This is a genomic window from Hydrogenophaga sp. L76 (genome assembly GCF_057654755.1).
Genome location: NZ_CM172807.1, coordinates 3,655,258 through 3,672,095, shown reverse-complemented (window position 1 = coordinate 3,672,095; position 16,838 = coordinate 3,655,258). Strand labels below are relative to the sequence as shown.

General features: G+C 66.1%; 12 protein-coding genes. 3 read left to right on the top strand and 9 right to left on the bottom strand.

Annotated elements, in window-relative coordinates:
* Positions 1-229: 229 nt before the first annotated feature.
* Positions 230-994 (bottom strand): enoyl-CoA hydratase, encoded by a 765-nt coding sequence (locus AC23D4_RS17905; protein WP_472886921.1) that lies wholly within the window; start codon positions 992-994, stop codon positions 230-232.
* Between the two features lie 253 nt (positions 995-1,247).
* On the opposite strand from AC23D4_RS17905, the gene AC23D4_RS17900 reads away from it, so the two are divergent.
* Positions 1,248-3,407: a patatin-like phospholipase family protein gene (locus AC23D4_RS17900; RefSeq protein WP_472886920.1), complete on the top strand. Its 2,160-nt coding sequence runs from the start codon at positions 1,248-1,250 to the stop codon at positions 3,405-3,407.
* 147 nt (positions 3,408-3,554) lie between these two features.
* On the opposite strand, the gene AC23D4_RS17895 is transcribed toward AC23D4_RS17900, so the two are convergent.
* From AC23D4_RS17895 to AC23D4_RS17860, 8 genes are all read right to left on the bottom strand, one after another.
* Entirely contained in the window at positions 3,555-4,763 is a 1,209-nt protein-coding gene (locus AC23D4_RS17895) for an acetyl-CoA C-acyltransferase (protein ID WP_472886919.1), read from the bottom strand.
* A gap of 9 nt (positions 4,764-4,772) precedes the next feature.
* Positions 4,773-7,172, bottom strand: a complete 2,400-nt coding sequence (locus AC23D4_RS17890) for a 3-hydroxyacyl-CoA dehydrogenase/enoyl-CoA hydratase family protein (RefSeq protein WP_472886918.1) — start codon at positions 7,170-7,172, stop codon at positions 4,773-4,775.
* A 31-nt stretch (positions 7,173-7,203) separates the two neighbouring features.
* Positions 7,204-7,632, bottom strand: a complete 429-nt coding sequence (locus AC23D4_RS17885; protein WP_472886917.1) for a DUF2147 domain-containing protein — start codon at positions 7,630-7,632, stop codon at positions 7,204-7,206.
* Between the two features lie 113 nt (positions 7,633-7,745).
* The gene (locus AC23D4_RS17880) at positions 7,746-9,542 is read right to left on the bottom strand and encodes an acyl-CoA dehydrogenase C-terminal domain-containing protein (RefSeq protein WP_472886916.1); all 1,797 of its coding nucleotides are present in this window, start codon (positions 9,540-9,542) and stop codon (positions 7,746-7,748) included.
* Between the two features lie 45 nt (positions 9,543-9,587).
* Positions 9,588-10,310, bottom strand: coding sequence for a TetR/AcrR family transcriptional regulator (locus AC23D4_RS17875; protein ID WP_472886915.1), 723 nt, complete (start codon positions 10,308-10,310; stop codon positions 9,588-9,590).
* 205 nt (positions 10,311-10,515) lie between these two features.
* Positions 10,516-11,169, bottom strand: a complete 654-nt coding sequence (slmA, locus tag AC23D4_RS17870; protein ID WP_177137560.1) for a nucleoid occlusion factor SlmA — start codon at positions 11,167-11,169, stop codon at positions 10,516-10,518.
* 140 nt (positions 11,170-11,309) lie between these two features.
* Positions 11,310-12,215 (bottom strand): acetylglutamate kinase, encoded by a 906-nt coding sequence (argB, locus tag AC23D4_RS17865; protein WP_472886914.1) that lies wholly within the window; start codon positions 12,213-12,215, stop codon positions 11,310-11,312.
* Positions 12,216-12,717: 502 nt separating this feature from the next.
* Positions 12,718-14,703, bottom strand: a complete 1,986-nt coding sequence (locus AC23D4_RS17860) for an SDR family oxidoreductase (protein WP_472886913.1) — start codon at positions 14,701-14,703, stop codon at positions 12,718-12,720.
* Positions 14,704-14,919: 216 nt separating this feature from the next.
* Here AC23D4_RS17860 and AC23D4_RS17855 point away from each other — a divergent pair, with 216 nt between their 5' ends.
* The gene (locus AC23D4_RS17855; RefSeq protein ID WP_472886912.1) at positions 14,920-15,459 is read left to right on the top strand and encodes a phasin family protein; all 540 of its coding nucleotides are present in this window, start codon (positions 14,920-14,922) and stop codon (positions 15,457-15,459) included.
* Between the two features lie 122 nt (positions 15,460-15,581).
* A complete protein-coding gene (locus AC23D4_RS17850; protein WP_472886911.1) occupies positions 15,582-16,835 on the top strand; it encodes a patatin-like phospholipase family protein in 1,254 nt (417 codons plus the stop codon).
* Positions 16,836-16,838: the final 3 nt, after the last annotated feature.

The following is a 16,838-nucleotide window of genomic DNA, read 5'->3' as shown; positions in this document are numbered from 1 at the left end:
TGCGGCCACATGACGGCGGCCGATGCCACGTGCCAAGGGATGGCGCGCGCAGGGGTTTCGTGCGATGCAGTTCAACTTCGTGTAGCGAGCGACCACCGGGCCGTGAAGCTGTGGACCGGCATGGGCCTTGAACCGTGGGCCGCCTGCCGGAAGCGTTTCTCGACCCCGTGCATGGTTTTACCGGCGCGCGGGTGATGTTTCAGCGTCTGTGAGGCGCGGGGGACCTGTCTCAGACCTTTGAAAAGTCCGGCTTGCGCCGCTCCATGAACGCGCCGAAGGCTTCTTTGGCGGCCGGCTCGCCGAGCATGCGACCGAAGCTCACGCCCTCTTCGGCCATCTGCGCCATCACCAGCTGGCTCTGGCTTTTTTTCATCAGGCGCTTGGTCTCGATCAGCGAGCTGATCGGCTTCGCCGCGAGCTTGCGCGCCACGGTCTGCGCGTAACCCGCGGCCTCCATGGGCGGCAGCACGCGGTTGACCAGACCGACTTCGAGCGCGGCCTCGGCCATGAAGGGCTCGCCCAGCAGCAGCGCCTCGGCCGCGCGGTGGTAGCCCAGCATCTGCGGCACCAGCAGGCTCGACGCCGCTTCAGGGCACAGGCCAAGGTTGACGAAGGGCATGGAGAAGGCCGCGTTGTCGCCCGCATAAACCAGGTCGCAGTGGAACAGCAGCGTGGTGCCGATGCCCACGGCCGGTCCACACACCACGGCAAGCGCGGGCTTGCTGAACTGCGCGATACCGCGCAGGAAACGGAACACGGGCGAGTCCTGCGTGGCGGGCGGGTTGTTCAGGAAGTCGCCGATGTCGTTGCCGGCGCTGAAGGTGGTCTCGTTGCCCTGGAACAGCACGCAGCGCACGGCCGGATCGGCCTCGGCGGCTTCCAGCGCGTCGGCCAGCGCGGCGTACATCGCGGCGGTGATGGAGTTCTTCTTGTCGGGGCGGTTGAAGGTCAGCGTGGTGACGCCGGCTTCGGTGTGGACGAGGATGTCGCTCATGGGCTTGTGCTGGGTTGGGTTGCGGCCGTGCGCCGAAAAGGGCGCCAAGTTAACACGATTGCCGCGCGATGTCTGGAGGGGCGTGCCCAGTCGGTGACAGACCCCTACACTCCGGACATCCTCGCGAAAGCCCCGCCCCCGCCATGTTGTCCACACGCCTGCTCGCCGCCCTGTGTCTGTCACTGGCCTTGCTGGCCGCGCTCTGGCCAGCGCCCGCTGCCGCAGCCGATACAACCCCCTCCACCGGCCCCGCGTGGGCCTGGTGCTCTCCGGCGGCGGCGCGCGCGGTCTGTCGCACGTCGGCGTGCTCAAGGTGCTGGAGGCGGCGCATGTGCCGGTGGACCTGATCGTCGGCACCTCGATGGGCGCGATCATCGGCGGGCTGTACGCCAGCGGCATGACGGCCGACGAACTGGAGCGCGAGATCCTGGCGCTGGAATGGGGCAGCCTCTTCGACTCGCGCGAGCCGCGCCAGCTGCTGTCGCAGCGGCGCAAGGAAGAAGACCTGGAGCTCTCGCCCGTGTTGCGGCTGGGCTTTCGCGACGGCGAATTCCGCCTGCCCACGGGCGCGGTGTCGACCCGGGCGCTGGAAACCATGCTGCGCCGCTACACCCTGCCCGCGCGGCACCGGGCCAGCTTCGACGGCCTGCCGACGCCGTTTCGCGCCGTGGCCACCGACATGGAGACCGGCCAGGCGGTGGTGATGGACCACGGCGACCTCGCCGCCGCCTTGCGCGCGAGCATGTCGGTGCCGGGCGTGTTCTCCCCACTGGAGCTCGACGGCCGCATCCTGGGCGACGGCGGGCTGGTGAACAACCTGCCGGTGGATGTGGCGCGGCGCATGGGGGCGGACGTGATCATCGCGGTGAGCATCGGCACGCCGCTGGCGGGCCGCGAAACGCTGGGCAGCCTGCTGGGCATCACGACGCAGATGGTCAACATCCTGACCGAGCAGAACGTGCAGGCCAGCATCGCCACCCTGACCACGCAGGACCTGCTGCTGCAGCCACCACTGGGCACGCTGAGTTCGGCCCATTTCAACCGGGCGCCCGAACTCGTGCGACTCGGCACCGAATACGCGGAGTCGGTGCGCGAAGCGCTGAACCGCTTCGCGGTCAGCCCGGCGCAGTACGCCGACTGGGTCGCGCAGCGCCAGGCCGTGGCCGATACAGGGGTGACCACTGCGGGCAGCGTGGGCGCCCTGCGCTTCGAGGGCGTGGACGCTTCGAGGGCCCAGCGGCTGTCGCAGATGGTGGAGAGCGAACCTGGTCAGCCGATCGATCTGGCGCGCATCGAAGACGACGTGCAGCAGCTCGCGGCCACGGGCGACTACGAGCAGGTGGACTACCGGCTGGAGCGCATTGGCAGCAGCCGCGACGAAGCGCTGGTGGTGCGGCTGCGCGAGAACCGCTGGGGCCCCAACTACTTCCGGCTCGGACTCGACCTGCGCACCGATTTCGATGGCCAGGGCGCGTTCAACCTGCGCCTGAGCCACAACCGGCACTGGGTCAACCGCCGCGGCGCCGAGTGGCGCAACCGCTTCCAGCTGGGCGAGACGCTGGGCGCGTTCACCGAGTTCTACCAGCCGCTGGACCGGCGCGCCAACTGGTTCGTGTCGGCCTGGGCCGACGCCAGCCTGAAGCGCGTGGACGTGTTCGATGCCGAAGGCCAGCAAGTCGCCACCGGCAAGCGCCGCGGGCTGCAGGTGGGTGCCGACATCGGCTGGCCCATCGGCCTGCAGGGCAGCCTGGGCGAACTGCGGCTGGGCCTGGTGGGCAGCGCGCGCCGCGCCGCGCCCGACCTGGTGAGCAGCAGCGTGGCGGACCAGTCGCTGGACCTGTCCACCCAGCGCTGGCGCGAAACCGGTCTGCATGCCGCGCTGATCTCGGACCAGCTGGACTACGCCAATTTCCCGTCAAGCGGCTACCGCTTCAAGGGCGATGTGGTTTTTGGCCGCTTGCGCAACAGCGGCAAAAGCTCCGAATTCGTGCGGCTGGACAGCAGCTTCACGGCGGTGCGCTCGTGGGGCGAGCACACCTTCAACCTGGGCGCCCGTCTGGCCTACGTCAACCAGATTCCACTGGGCGCGCTGGACGAATACTCGCTGGGTGGTTTCCAGAACCTCTCGGGCTACCGCGTGGGCCAGGTGGCGGGCAACCACCTGCTGTTCGGCCGCATCACCTACTACCGTCGCATGCCCTGGAACGTGGGCGTGGCACGCGCGGTGTTTGCCGGTGGCTCGCTGGAAGCCGGCAACGCCTGGCTGCAACGCAGCGACATCAGCTTCAAGGGGCTGCGCACCGGCTCCAGCGTGTTCATCGGCGCGGACACCGGGGTGGGGCCGTTCTACCTGAGCCTGGTGCACGCCGCGCGCGGTTACACCGGGCTCTACCTGCTGCTGGGGCGGCCGTAGGGCTCGCTCAGGAGCGGCGCGTTGAGAAGCTGGGCGGAGCGAAATCCCCCACCGCAGGGACACCGCGGAACCGGCTTTGCCGGGCCGCTGGTGTCCGCCCCCTGGAGGGGGTGACGCGCTGCAAGCGCGGCGCGGGGGTGCGCGTGTTCACACGCGTTCGAAGATTCCCGCGGCGCCCTGCCCCATGCCCACGCACATCGTGACCATGCCGAACTTCTTGTTGTGGCGGCGCAGGGCATGCACCACGGTCGCGGCGCGGATGGCACCGGTGGCACCCAGCGGGTGGCCGAGCGCAATCGCACCGCCCATGGGGTTGACCTTGGCCGGGTCCAGGCCGAGCGTGTTCATGACGGCGAGCGACTGCGCGGCAAAGGCTTCGTTCAATTCGAACCAGTCGATGTCGTCCTGCTTCAGGCCTGCGTTTTTCAGCGCGGCCGGAATCGCTTCGACCGGGCCGATGCCCATGAGGTGCGGTGGCACGCCACGCGATGCGTAGCTCACGAAGCGGGCCAGCGGCGTGAGGTTGTAGCGCTTCAAGGCGGCCTCGCTCACCAGGATCAGCGCACCCGCGCCGTCGCTGGTCTGTGAGCTGTTGCCCGCGGTCACCGAGCCTCGCGCGGCGAACACAGTGCGCAATTTCGCCAGACCTTCGAGCGAGGTGTCGGGGCGCGCGCCTTCGTCGAGGCTGATGATGCGGCTGCGGGTCGCGACCTCGGCGGTCTCCAGGTCCACGCTGCGGTCGGTCACTTCCACCGGTGTGATCTCGTCGGTGAATTCGCCGTTCTTCATCGCGATCACGGCGCGCTGGTGCGACTGCACGGCGAACGCGTCCTGCGCGTCGCGCGACACCTTCCACTGCTGCGCCACCTTCTCGGCGGTCAGGCCCATGCCGTAGGCAATGCCGTAGCTCTCCACATCGTCGGTGTTGCGGAAGATGGTGGGCGACAGGCTGGGCGTGTTGCCCATCATGGGCACCATGCTCATGCTCTCGGTGCCGGCGGCGATCATCACGTCGGCCTCGCCGACGCGGATGCGATCCGCCGCCATCTGCACAGCGGACAGGCCCGAGGCGCAGAAGCGGTTGACCGTGATGCCGCCCACCGAGTTGGGCAGACCGGCCAGGATGGCGCCGATGCGCGCCACGTTCAGGCCCTGTTGCGCTTCGGGAATGGCGCAGCCGCAGATCACGTCTTCCACGGTTTTCGGGTCCAGGCCGGGCACCTGGGCCATGGCCGAACGCAGGGCGTGGGCCAGCAGGTCGTCCGGGCGCAGGTGCTTGAACGAGCCCTTGTGCGAACGGCCGATGGGGGTGCGGGTGGCGGCGACGATGTAGGCGTCTTGAATTTGTTTGCTCATGTCGTGTCCTTAGTTGCGGACCGGCTTGCCGGTGTTCAGCATGCCGAGGATGCGTTCTTGTGTCTTGGGGTGCACGATCAACGAGCAGAACGCGCGGCGCTCCAGCGTCATCAGGTAATCCTCGTTCACCAGCGTTCCGGGATCGACGTCACCCCCCGTCACCACACCCGCGATCAGCGAAGCGATGTGGAAGTCGTGCTGGCTGATGAAACCGCCGTCGCGCATGTTCACCAGGCTGCCCAGGATGGTGGCCTTGCCGTCGCGACCGGCGACCGGGAACAGGCGCTTGTGCGGTGCGCGGTAGCCGCCATTGAACAAGGTCTTGGCCTCGTTGACGGCCACGAACAGCAGCTCGTCCTTGTGCGGCACGATCACGTCGGAGTGCAACACGTAGCCCAGCTTGCGGGATTCCAGAGCGCTGGTGCCCACCTTGGCCATGGCCGCGGCGGTGAAGCCTTCGGTCAGGAAGGGCAGCAGGTCCTTGCCGGTGGAGGTCTCAGCATTTTCGGCCGCGCGGCGCGCGATATAGGTGAGGCCACCGGCACCGGGCACCAGGCCGACGCCCACTTCCACCAGGCCGATGTAGCTCTCCATGTGCACCACGCGGCGCGCGCTGTACACGGCCAGCTCGCAGCCACCGCCCAGCGCCAGACCTCGCACGGCGCTGACCACCGGCACGTTGGCGTAACGCAGGCGCAGCATGGTCTGCTGCATGAAGCCCTCGGCGTCTTCGATCGCGCTCACGCCCACCGCCATGAAGGCGGGCAGCATGGCCTGCAGGTCGGCGCCGGCGCTGAAGGGCTCGTCGCCCGACCAGACCACCAGGCCCTGGAATTCCTTCTCGGCCAGGTCCACAGCGCTCATCAAGCCTTCACAGACCTCGGGACTGATGGCGTGCATCTTGGTCTTGATGCTGGCAATCAGCACCTGCTCATCGAGCGTCCAGATGCGGATGGCATCGTTCTCTTCAAGGGTGATGCCAGCGGTCTCGAACTTGTGACCGGCTTCGCCCAGCAGCAACTCGGGGAAGTGCTGGCGCTGGTACACCGGCAGTTGCAGGCGACCCTGAAATTCACCCTGGGTGGGGTTCCACGAACCCTGCGCAGTGTGCACACCACCGGCCTCGGCCACCGGGCCTTTGAACACCCATTCGGGCAGCGGCGCCTTGCTCAGCGCCTTGCCGGCATCGATGTCTTCCTGGACCATCTTCGCCACTTCGAGCCAGCCGGCCTCCTGCCAGAGTTCAAACGGGCCCTGCTTCATGCCGAAGCCCCAGCGCATGGCCTGGTCCACGTCGCGCGCGGTCTCGGCGATGGTGGCCAGGTGCACGGCGGCGTAGTGGAAGCTGTTGCGCAGGATGGCCCACAGGAACTGGCCCTGCGGGCCTTCGGCGTTGCGCAAGAGCTTCAGGCGCTCGGCGGCCGGGCGCTTCAGCATGCGGCCATACACCTCGTCGGCCTTCTCGCCGGCGGGCACGTACTCTTCGCTGTCCAGATCGAAGCGCTGGATGTCACGACCGACCTTCTTGAAGAAGCCGGCCTTGGCTTTCTGGCCGAGGTTACCGAGTTCGATCAGCTTAGCCAGCACCGGCGGTGTGCCGAAGCTGCCGTAGAACGGGTCGGTCTGCTCGTTCAGGTTGTCCTGCAGCGTCTTGACCACATGGGCCATGGTGTCCAGGCCCACCACGTCGGCGGTGCGGAAGGTGCCGCTGCTGGCGCGGCCCAGGCGCTTGCCGGTCAGGTCGTCGACCACGTCGTAGGTCAGGCCGAAGTTCTCCACCTCTTTCATGGTCGCCAGCATGCCGGCGATGCCGATGCGGTTGGCGACGAAGTTGGGCGTGTCCTTGGCACGCACCACGCCCTTGCCCAGGCCGCTGGTGACGAAGGTCTCCAGGTCGTTGAGGATCTGCGGCTCGGTGGTGGGCGTGGCGATCAGTTCCACCAGCGTCATGTAGCGCGGCGGGTTGAAGAAGTGGATGCCGCAGAAGCGCGGCTTGATCGCCTCGGGCAGCACCTCGGAGAGCTTGGTGATCGACAGGCCCGAGGTGTTGGACGCGACGATGGCGTGCGGTGCGATGAAGGGCGCGATCTTGGTGTACAGATCTAGCTTCCAGTCCATGCGCTCGGCAATGGCCTCGATGATCAGGTCGCAGTCTTTCAACTGCTCCATGTGCTCTTCGTAGTTGGCCTGGCCGATCAGGTCGGCGTCACTGGTCACGCCCAGCGGCGAGGGCTTGAGCTTCTTGAGGTTCTCGATCGCGCGGGTGACGATGCCGTTCTTCGGGCCTTCCTTGGCCGGGAGGTCGAACAGCACCACCGGCACCTTGACGTTGACCAGGTGCGCAGCGATCTGCGCGCCCATCACGCCCGCGCCGAGCACGGCGACTTTTTTCACTTGAAATCGGTTCATTGGTTTTCCATGAAGAAAAGGGAGGACGTGTTCACTCGACGCGTGTCCAGACCTGGGTGCGGTAGAACGGGCCGATGTAACCACGCACCTGCAGCTTCTTGCCGTCTTCGATGGGCGTCATGCGCAGGGTGTAGTTCTTGCCGTTTTCGGGGTCGAGGATCTTGCCGTCTTCCCACACCGCTTCCGTGGCGGATTTCTTCGCGCCGCGGATGATTTCCATGCCGACCTTGGGTTGGTCCTTGCGGTCGTCGGTGCAGGCGGTGCAGGTGGGCTCGCTGCCCTTGGTGAGCGACTTCTCGATCCGGCCGGTGAACACGCCCGCCGGGCTGGACACGATGCGGATCTCGGCCTTGGCCTCACCGGTCTTGTCGTCGATGTTGCGCCACAGGCCTTCGGGAGTGGCCTGGGCGAAGACGATCGTCGAGCCGAACGCCAGCAGGATGGGCAGGGTTTTGATCATCGAAGTCTCCTTTGCGGACCAAGGGATGTTTCGCAAGAACACCGCGGAACCGGCTTTGCCGGGCCGCTGGTGTTGTCCCCCTGGGGGGAAGCCGCGAAGCGGCGCAGGGGGGGTCATGCCAATGCCGCGTCGGTGTCCATCAGCACCTTCGAACCCGCACGCGCCGTGCGCATCAGCGACGCGGTCTCAGGGAACAGCTTGGCAAAGTAGAAGCGCGCGGTCTGCAGCTTGGCCACGTAGAACGGATCGGTGTTGCCGGCGGCGATCTCGCGCAGCGCCACCTGCGCCATGCGGGCCCAGAAGTAGCCGAACACCAGGTGGCCGGCCACGCGCAGGTAGTCCACGGCGGCAGCGCCCACTTCGTCGGCGTTCTGCAGGCCCTTGAAGCCGATCTCCATGGTGAACTTGGTGATCTGCTCGCCCAGCACGGCCAGCGGGTTGATGAACTCGGCCATCTTCTCGTTGACGCCCTCTTCCATCACCAGCGCGCCCACCAGCTTGCCGAACTTCTTGAGCGTGGCGCCGTTGTTGCCCAGCACCTTGCGGCCCAGCAGGTCCAGCGACTGGATGGTGTTGGTGCCTTCGTAGATCATGTTGATGCGGGCGTCGCGCACGAACTGCTCCATGCCCCATTCCTTGATGTAGCCGTGGCCGCCGAAGACCTGCTGGCACATCGTTGCCGCCTGGTAACCGTTGTCGGTCAGGAAGGCCTTGGTGATGGGCGTGAGCAGCGAGAGCAGTTCGTCCGCCTCCTTGCGCACCTTGTCGTCCGGGTGGTTGTGCACCTTCTCCAGCAGCACCGAGCTGTAGATGGCGAGCGCGCGGCCGCCTTCGGCGTAGGCCTTGGCGGTCAGCAACATCTTGCGCACGTCGGGGTGCACGATGATCGGATCGGCCGGCTTGTCCTTGGCCTTGGTGCCGCTCAGGCTGCGCATCTGGATGCGGTCCTTGGCGTAGGCCAGGGCGTTCTGGTAGGCCACTTCGGTCAGGCCGAGCGACTGGTTGCCCACGCCCAGACGGGCGGCGTTCATCATCACGAACATGGCCTGCATGCCCTTGTGCGGCTGGCCCACCAGGGTGCCGGTGGCGCCATCGATCACGATCTGCGCCGTGGCGTTGCCGTGGATGCCCATCTTGTGCTCCAGGCCGCCGCAGTAGATACCGTTGCGCTCACCCAGCGAACCGTCGGCATTCACCAGGAACTTCGGCACGACGAACAGGCTGATGCCCTTGATACCGGGAGGCGCATCGGGCAGGCGGGCCAGCACCAGGTGGATGATGTTGGGCGCCATATCGTGTTCACCGGCGCTGATGAAGATCTTGTTGCCGGTGATCCTGTAGCTGCCGTCGGCCTGCGGTTCGGCCTTGGTGCGCATCAGGCCGAGGTCGGTGCCGCAATGGGGTTCTGTCAGGCACATGGTGCCGGTCCACTCGCCGCTGGTCATCCTGGGCAGGTAGGTCGACTTCTGCTCGGGGGTGCCGTGGGCGTGCAGCGCGGCGTAGGCGCCGTGCGTGAGGCCGGGGTACATGGTCCAGGCCTGGTTGGCCGAATTCATCATCTCGTAAAGGCACTGGTTGACCACCAGCGGCAGGCCCTGGCCGCCGAATTCGGGATCGCAACTCAGCGCCGCCCAACCACCGTCCACATAGGTCTTGTACGCCTCCTTGAAGCCCGCTGGCGTGGTGACTTCGTGGGTCTTCTGGTCGAGCTTGCAGCCTTCGGTGTCGCCGCTGATGTTCAGCGGAAAGATCACCTGGGATGCGAACTTGCCGGCTTCTTCAAGCACCGCGTTGATGGTGTCGGCATCCATGTCGGCGTGCTGCGGCATGGTCTGGAGATCGGCGCTCACGTTGAGCACCTCGTGCATCACGAACTGCATGTCGCGCAGGGGCGGGTTGTAGACGGGCATGGGTATCTCCTGGAGTGGGTTTTGTGAAAAGAACAGGGCCTGGTCTCAGGCCTGGGAAGCAGTCTTCAGCATCTTGCGTTGACGCAACCTGGCCGACGCAGGGGGGGGTTCCGGAACGGGCGCGGCGGCCGTGCTGAAGCGGCCCACGATGCCTTCAAAGGCCGTCAGCGCACGTTGCAGCGAATCCGGACTGCCGAGGAACCGCGCCTCGTAGTGCAGCGCGAGGATGAGCGCATGGACTTCAAAGGCCATCTGGGCCGCATCGGTGGCCGGGTGCAGGTGGCCTTCCGCAACGGCCATTTCGACGGCGCGGCGCATGGCCGACAGCCAGGTGTTGACCGAGCCGGCCAGTGCATCACGCACCGGGCCGGGCCGGTCTTCGAACTGCACCGCGCCACTGATGTAGATGCAGCCCGAGTCGATCTCGACCGAAGTGCGTTTCATCCAGTTGTCGAACATCGCACGCAACCGGGGCAGGCCGCGGGCAAAGGCCATGGCGGGATAAAACACCTCGTCCTCGAACCGGGCGTGGTACTCGCGCACCACCGAAATCTGCAGTTCCTCGCGAGAACCGAAGTGGGCGAACACGCCCGATTTGCTCATCTGCATGACTTCGGCCAGCGCGCCGATGGACAGGCCTTCCAGGCCGATCTGCGTCGCCAGCCCGAGGGCGGCATCCACGATGGCCGCCTTGGTCTGCTGGCCTTTTTGCAGCGGCCGGGTGGCACTGTCGCTGCGAAGGCGTCTGGCGGGAGGTTGTGGACTCATGCTGCAAGGCCAGGTGATGGCAAAAGGGATGGGGCAAAAAACAGACCACCGATAAATCGAACGGTCGTGCTATTTTTACCGCAAAACCCGGCCAATGCACGGTCCTGCAGGACTTTGTGGGGGAATTGTTTAGGTGCCGTTCCCTAAACGACACCGATGCATGCCAGCGGTTCGGGTTAACCCGGACCACTCGCCGCGCGAACGGTCAGAGACGGCCGTCGGGCAGCAGCAGGCGCAGGCTGTGTTCCAGGTTCTCGTTGGGCGAGCGCTTGAATCCGCTGCGGGCAAAGCGCTGCAGACGGCCCATGCAGAAGGCCGTGACCACCGAGGCATCGGCCTGCGCGTCGACGGTGGGCGTGGTCGCTCCAGCCACCACGGCGACCTCACGCAGGTTCTGGCGCAGGGCCGATTCGATCTTGTCGAAGAACAGGTTCATGCGCTGTTGCAGGCGCTCGTTTTCGTACACCAGCGCGTCGCCCACCATGACGCGTGTCATGCCGGGGTTCTTCTCACCAAACTGCAGCAGCAGGGCCACGAGCTTGCGCGAACGCGCCATGGCATCGGGCTCGCGTTCACCCAACTGGTTGACCAGACCGAACACCGACTGCTCGATGAACTCGATCAGGCCCTCGAACATCTGCGCCTTGCTGGCGAAGTGGCGGTAGAGCGCGGCCTCGCTCACATCCAGTCGCGCCGCCAGCGCGGCCGTGGTGACGCGCTCGGCACCCGGTTGCTCCAGCATGGCGGCCAGCGCGTGCAGGATCTGCACCCGACGCTCGCCAGGCTTGGGGCGCTTGCGACCATTGCCCTCAACGCCTCCAGCAACATCGGTAGAGACATCGGCCGTCAGGTCGGCCATGGGCAATGGAGCGCTGGAAGTCATGGGCGGTCGGTCCGTCGTTTGTCGGCTGGAGGCCGTTGGCGCGGCCCGGTGTTTGTCATCCCTTGTTTCATTTTCTCACAGCCTTCCCACCGGCCTCCCGGTTGCCCGCCGCGGATTCAGTGGGAGCGGATCATGGTGCCGAAAGGCTGGTTGCCCAGCACCTCCAGCAGCAGCGCATGCGGCACGCGGCCATCGATGATGTGCACCGCGTTGACGCCGCTCTTGGCCGCGTCGAGCGCACCGGCGATCTTGGGGATCATGCCGCCGCTGATCGTGCCGTCTTCCACCAGCTCGTCGATGCGGCGCGGCGTGAGTTCGGTGAAGAGCTGGCCTTCCTTGTCCAGCACACCGGGGATGTTGGTCAGCATCAGCAGCTTCTCGGCCTGCAGCACGGTGGCCAGCTTGGCGGCCACCACGTCGGCATTGATGTTGTAGCTCTCGTTGTTCTCGCCAAAGCCGATGGGGCTGACGACCGGAATGAAGGCGTCGTCCTGCAGCGCCTTCACCACGCTCGGGTCCACGCTCACGATGTCGCCGACCTGGCCCACGTCGTGCTCCACGTTCGGGTCTTTCTGGTCCGACAGGCGCAGCTTCTGCGCGCGGATCATGGCGCCGTCGCGCCCGGTCAGGCCCACGGCCTTGCCGCCAGCGGCGTTGATCAGGCCCACGATGTCCTGCTGCACTTCACCACCGAGCACCCACTCCACCACTTCCATGGTCTCGGCGTCGGTCACGCGCATGCCCTGGATGAACTGCCCCTTCTTGCCCAGGCGCTGCAGCAGCGTCTCGATCTGCGGACCGCCGCCGTGCACGACGACCGGGTTGATGCCCACCAGCTTGAGCAGCACCACGTCCTCGGCAAAGTCCTGCTGCAGGGCCGGGTCGGTCATGGCATTGCCGCCGTACTTGATGACCATGGTTTTGCCGTGGTACTTGCGGATGTAGGGCAAGGCCTGGGCCAGGATTTCGGCTTTTTCTCTGGGCTGGATGTGGGCGAGGTCGACGGGGGTGTGGGTGGTCATTTTCGGGTTCCCGGTGGGGCTGTTCGGTTGGCAAATTGTAGGCTTCGTGGTCAGCCTTTTTGGCGCCTGTGGCGTGCCGGGTCGCGCCCCGGCGGCGCCTCACTTTCTTTTGCAGCGACCAAAAGAAAGTAAGCAAAGAAAAGGCGAGCCGGATGCGGGCGCGGGAACATGCACTCCGGCTGCCCTGTTGGTGTTGCCCTCTCCCAAAGGGCGAGGGAGAAAGAAGGGGAGTCCGATCCCGATCCCGATTCCGCTTGTCGCCGTGTGGCCGGGCTGAGCAGCGCAGCGGCGAGCGGATCAGGGCGGGCGTTGTTTGAGCGAAGCGAGTTCAGCCCGACCCCGCTCGACGCGAGCAGCGCAAGGCACCGCGCAGCGGCCCGGACTTCGGCTCGCCTTTCTTTTGCTTACTTTTCTTTGGCGAAGCAAAGAAAAGTGAGTCGCCCGCCGGGGCGAGACCCGGCCCACAAAAGCCGCGAAAGCCAACAACACCAAGACAACGAAATCAGAAGTGAATCCCCCGCATCATCTGCTGCATGGCCACGGCCTCCGGCGACAACTGAGGCCTGGCCCCTTTCTCCCCCTTCGCAGCCGAAGAATCCGGGAACATGCGGAAGCTCGTGTTCATCACGATCTGCGCCACCCTCGGCACGAACGCGTGCAGCACCTGCCCCGTCACCCCCAGCCGCGTCGCAATGCGCACGGGCTTGAAGATGCAGGCCTGCGCGATCATGTCGGCCGCTTCTTCCGGCGCCAGCGTCGGCACGTTCTTGTAGATCTGCGTCGGCGCGATCATGGGCGTTCGCACCAGCGGCATGTTGATGGTGGTGAACGAGATGCCCTGGTCGGCGAACTCGCTGGAGGCGCAGCGCGTCCAAGCGTCCAGCGCAGCCTTGCTGGCCACGTAGGCGCTGAAGCGCGGCGCGTTGGTCAGCACACCGATGGAGCTGATGTTCACCACATGGCCCTTGCGCTTGGCCACCATGCCGGGCAGCAGGCCCATGGTCACGCGCAGGCAGCCGAAGTAGTTCAGCTGCATGGTGCGCTCGAAGTCGTGAAAGCGGTCGTAGCTGCCTTCGATGGCGCGGCGGATCGAGCGGCCCGCGTTGTTGATCAGGAAGTCGACGCCGCCGTGGTTGGCGATCAACAGTTGCACGAAGCGGTCGGCATCGGCCATGTCGGCGATGTCTGCCGGGTAGGCGATGAACTGGTAACCCTTGCCCTTGGCTTCCTTGCAGGCTTCATCGAGCTTGTCCTGGTCGCGTCCGCAGATGATCGTCACCGCGCCGGCCTCGGCGAACTTGTGCGCCGCCGCCAGGCCGATGCCCGAGCTCCCGCCCGTGACCAGCACCACCTTGCCCGCCACGGTGCCCTTCAAGCTGCGGTCGATGTGCAGGTCGGGGTCGAGGTGGCGCTCCCAGTAGTCCCACAGCCGCCAGGCGTAGTCCTTGAGGTTGGGGCATTCGATGCCGCTGCCCTTGAGCGCGGCCAGCGTCTCGCGGCAGTCGAAGCGCGTCGGGTAGTTGACGAAGTTCATCATGTCCTCGGGCAAGCCGAGGTCCTGCATGATGGCGCGGTAGACGCGGCGCACCGGCGCCAGTGCCATCAGGCCCTTCTTCACGCTCTTGGGGATGAAACCCATCAGCGCAGCGTTGACGAACAGGTTCATCTTCGGCGCGTGCGCCGCCTTGCTCAATATGTCGAGCACATCGCCCACGCGGTAGCCCATGGGGTCGACCAGGTGAAAGCACTGGCCGCTGGCGCGTTTGTGGTGGCTGATGTGGTCCAGCGCCTCCACCACAAAGTCCACCGGCACGATGTTGATGCGCCCGCCCTCCAGGCCCACGCTGGGCATCCACGGCGGCAGGATCTGGCGCATGCGCTGGATCAGCTTGAAGAAGTAGTACGGGCCATCGATCTTGTCCATCTCGCCGGTGCGGCTGTCGCCCACCACCAGCGCCGGCCGGTACACGCTCCAGGGCACTTTGCATTCGGTGCGCACAATCTTTTCGCTCTCGTGCTTGGTCATGAAATACGGGTGGTCGATGTTCTCGGCCTCGTCGAACATGTCTTCGCGGAACACGCCTTCGTACAGGCCCGCCGCGGCAATCGACGACACGTGGTGAAAGTGCTTGGCGCCGATGGCCTTGGCCAGCTCCACCGTGTTGCGGGTGCCGTCGATGTTGACCGCGATCTGGCTCTCGGCGTCCGCCTCCAGGTCGTAGACGGCGGCAAGGTGGTAGAAGTGATCGATCTGGCCCTTCAGCGCCTTGGTGTCGTCGGCGCTCACGCCGAGCTTCTTCACCGTCAGGTCGCCGAACACGGGCAGTGCGCGCGATGCGCTCACCCCCCAGTATTCGCGCAGGCCTGCCACCTTGGCTTCACTCGCCTGGCGGATCAGGAAATGCACCACCGAGCCCTTGCGCTCCAGCAGTTTCTTGACGAGCCGTTTGCCGATGAAACCGGTCGCGCCTGTGACGAAATAGTGCATGGGGTTCTCCTGCCTGGGTTGTTGCACACGGGATGGAATCAGCCCGCCATTCTTCACCACCCGCTGGCGCCACCGATTCCGCACAAACCCGCGGGACAGGCCCCGGGTTTAGTTGGCCCCCTCTACACAGCGCCTGTGTGGGAACCGTACAGTGCTCATACGGTGACCGGCCTGCTTTGCCCGTTGCCCCCTGTCAACCCACACCGGAGTCGCCCCATGGTCAAGAAAATCCAGAAATCCACCACCGCATCCAAAGCCGCTGCAGGCGCCAGTTCACCGCTGTCGGGCGCCATCAAGGACTCGGCCCAACAGATCTGGCTGGCCGGTCTGGGCGCCTTCTCCAAAGCCCAGGCTGAAGGCGGCAAGGCCTTTGACACCTTGGTGAAGGAAGGTCTGTCCATCCAGCGCAAGACCCAGGCCGTCGCTGAAGAACGCATCTCCGAAGCCACCAACCGCGTGTCCGGTATGGCCACCGAAATTTCCTCCAAGGCGGCCGGCCAGTGGGACAAGCTGGAGAGCATTTTTGAAGACCGGGTGGCCAAGGCGCTGAACAAGCTGGGCGTGCCCTCGGCGCGCGACATCGAAACGCTGATGGAGCGCATCGATGAACTCAACCGCCACGTGCAGCGCCTGAGCAGCAAAACCCCCGCAGCCAAGAAGGCCCCCGCTGCGCGCAAAGCCGCACCGGCCAAGGCCGCCGCACCCGCCGCACGCAAGACAGCGGTGCGCAAAACCGCCGCCAGGTCCAAAGCCTGACGCTGGCGCCAGGGCCATCCGGCTCGGCACAACAGGGGGCGCGCCGCGCCCCTTTTTTTTCGCCTGCGCCTCGTGTTGCAATGCAACATGAAGCGCCGGCTTGGCGCTCTACACTCGAACGCATGACCACCACCCGCAAAGCCCACCGTTCCAGCGCTGCTCGCAAGACCCGCCCGCGGTTGGCGCTGGCGCTGGCCGGTGGCGGGCCGCTCGGTGCGATCTACGAAATCGGCGCCCTGTGTGCGCTCGACGACAGCCTGCAAGGCATCGATTTCAATGCGTGTGACCACTACGTGGGCGTCTCGGCTGGCGGGTTCATCGCAGCAGGCCTGGCCAACGGGCTGACACCCCGCCAGCTCTGCGAGGCGTTCATCGAAGACCGGTCCACCGAAGAAAATTTCGATACCGCCTGGCTGATCAAGCCGGCCTGGGCCGAACTCGGCGGCCGTCTCCAGCGCCTGCCGGGCCTGCTCGGCAGCGCCCTCTGGGCCTGGGCTGCACAGGGCAAACCCCTGACCCAGGCGCTCGAACGTCTGGGTGCGGCCCTGCCCACCGGCGTGTTCGACAATGAGGACATCCACCGCCAGGTCGAACGCCTGTTCAGCCGCAAAGGCCGCAGCAACGATTTCCGCGAGCTGCGTGCGCGTTTGACGCTGGTCGCTACCGAGCTCGACACCGGCGACGCCGCGCCCTTTGGCCGCCCGGGCTGGGACCACGTGCCGATCTCGCGCGCCATCCAGGCCAGCGCCGCCCTGCCCGGCCTGTTTCCGCCGGTGGTCATCGACGGCAAACACTATGTGGACGGCGCGCTCAAGAAAACGCTGCACGCCACCGTGGCGCTGGACGAGGGCGTGGACCTGCTGATCTGCCTGAACCCGCTGGTGCCGTTTCGCGCAGGGCCTCACGCCGAACCCGCCGCCAGCGGCCAGCAGCGCATTCCTGCGTTGATCGAAGGCGGTCTGCCCACCGTGATGAGCCAGACCTTCCGCTCCATGATCCATTCGCGCCTGGAGCTGGGCTTCAAGCAGTACGAACGCAGCTACCCGGACACCGACATCGTGCTGATCGAACCCGACCAGCGCGATGCCGAGCTGTTTTTTGCCAACACCTTCAGCTACCGCCAGCGCCGCGAACTCGCCGAACACGCGTACCAGCAGACGCGCCAGATGCTGCGCGACCGCCAGGCCCAGCTGGCGCCCAAGCTGCAGCGCCATGGCATCCACTTCGACCAGGCCGCCCTGGACGACACCGGGCGGCACCTGCTCCGGCCGGTGCGCCCCGCCGCCGACCGACCCACCCCCCGCGCCGTGGAACGGCTGCACGCCACGCTCGACCAGCTGCAGCAGCAGCTGTCCCGGCGGCCGGCCCGGGCCTGACCC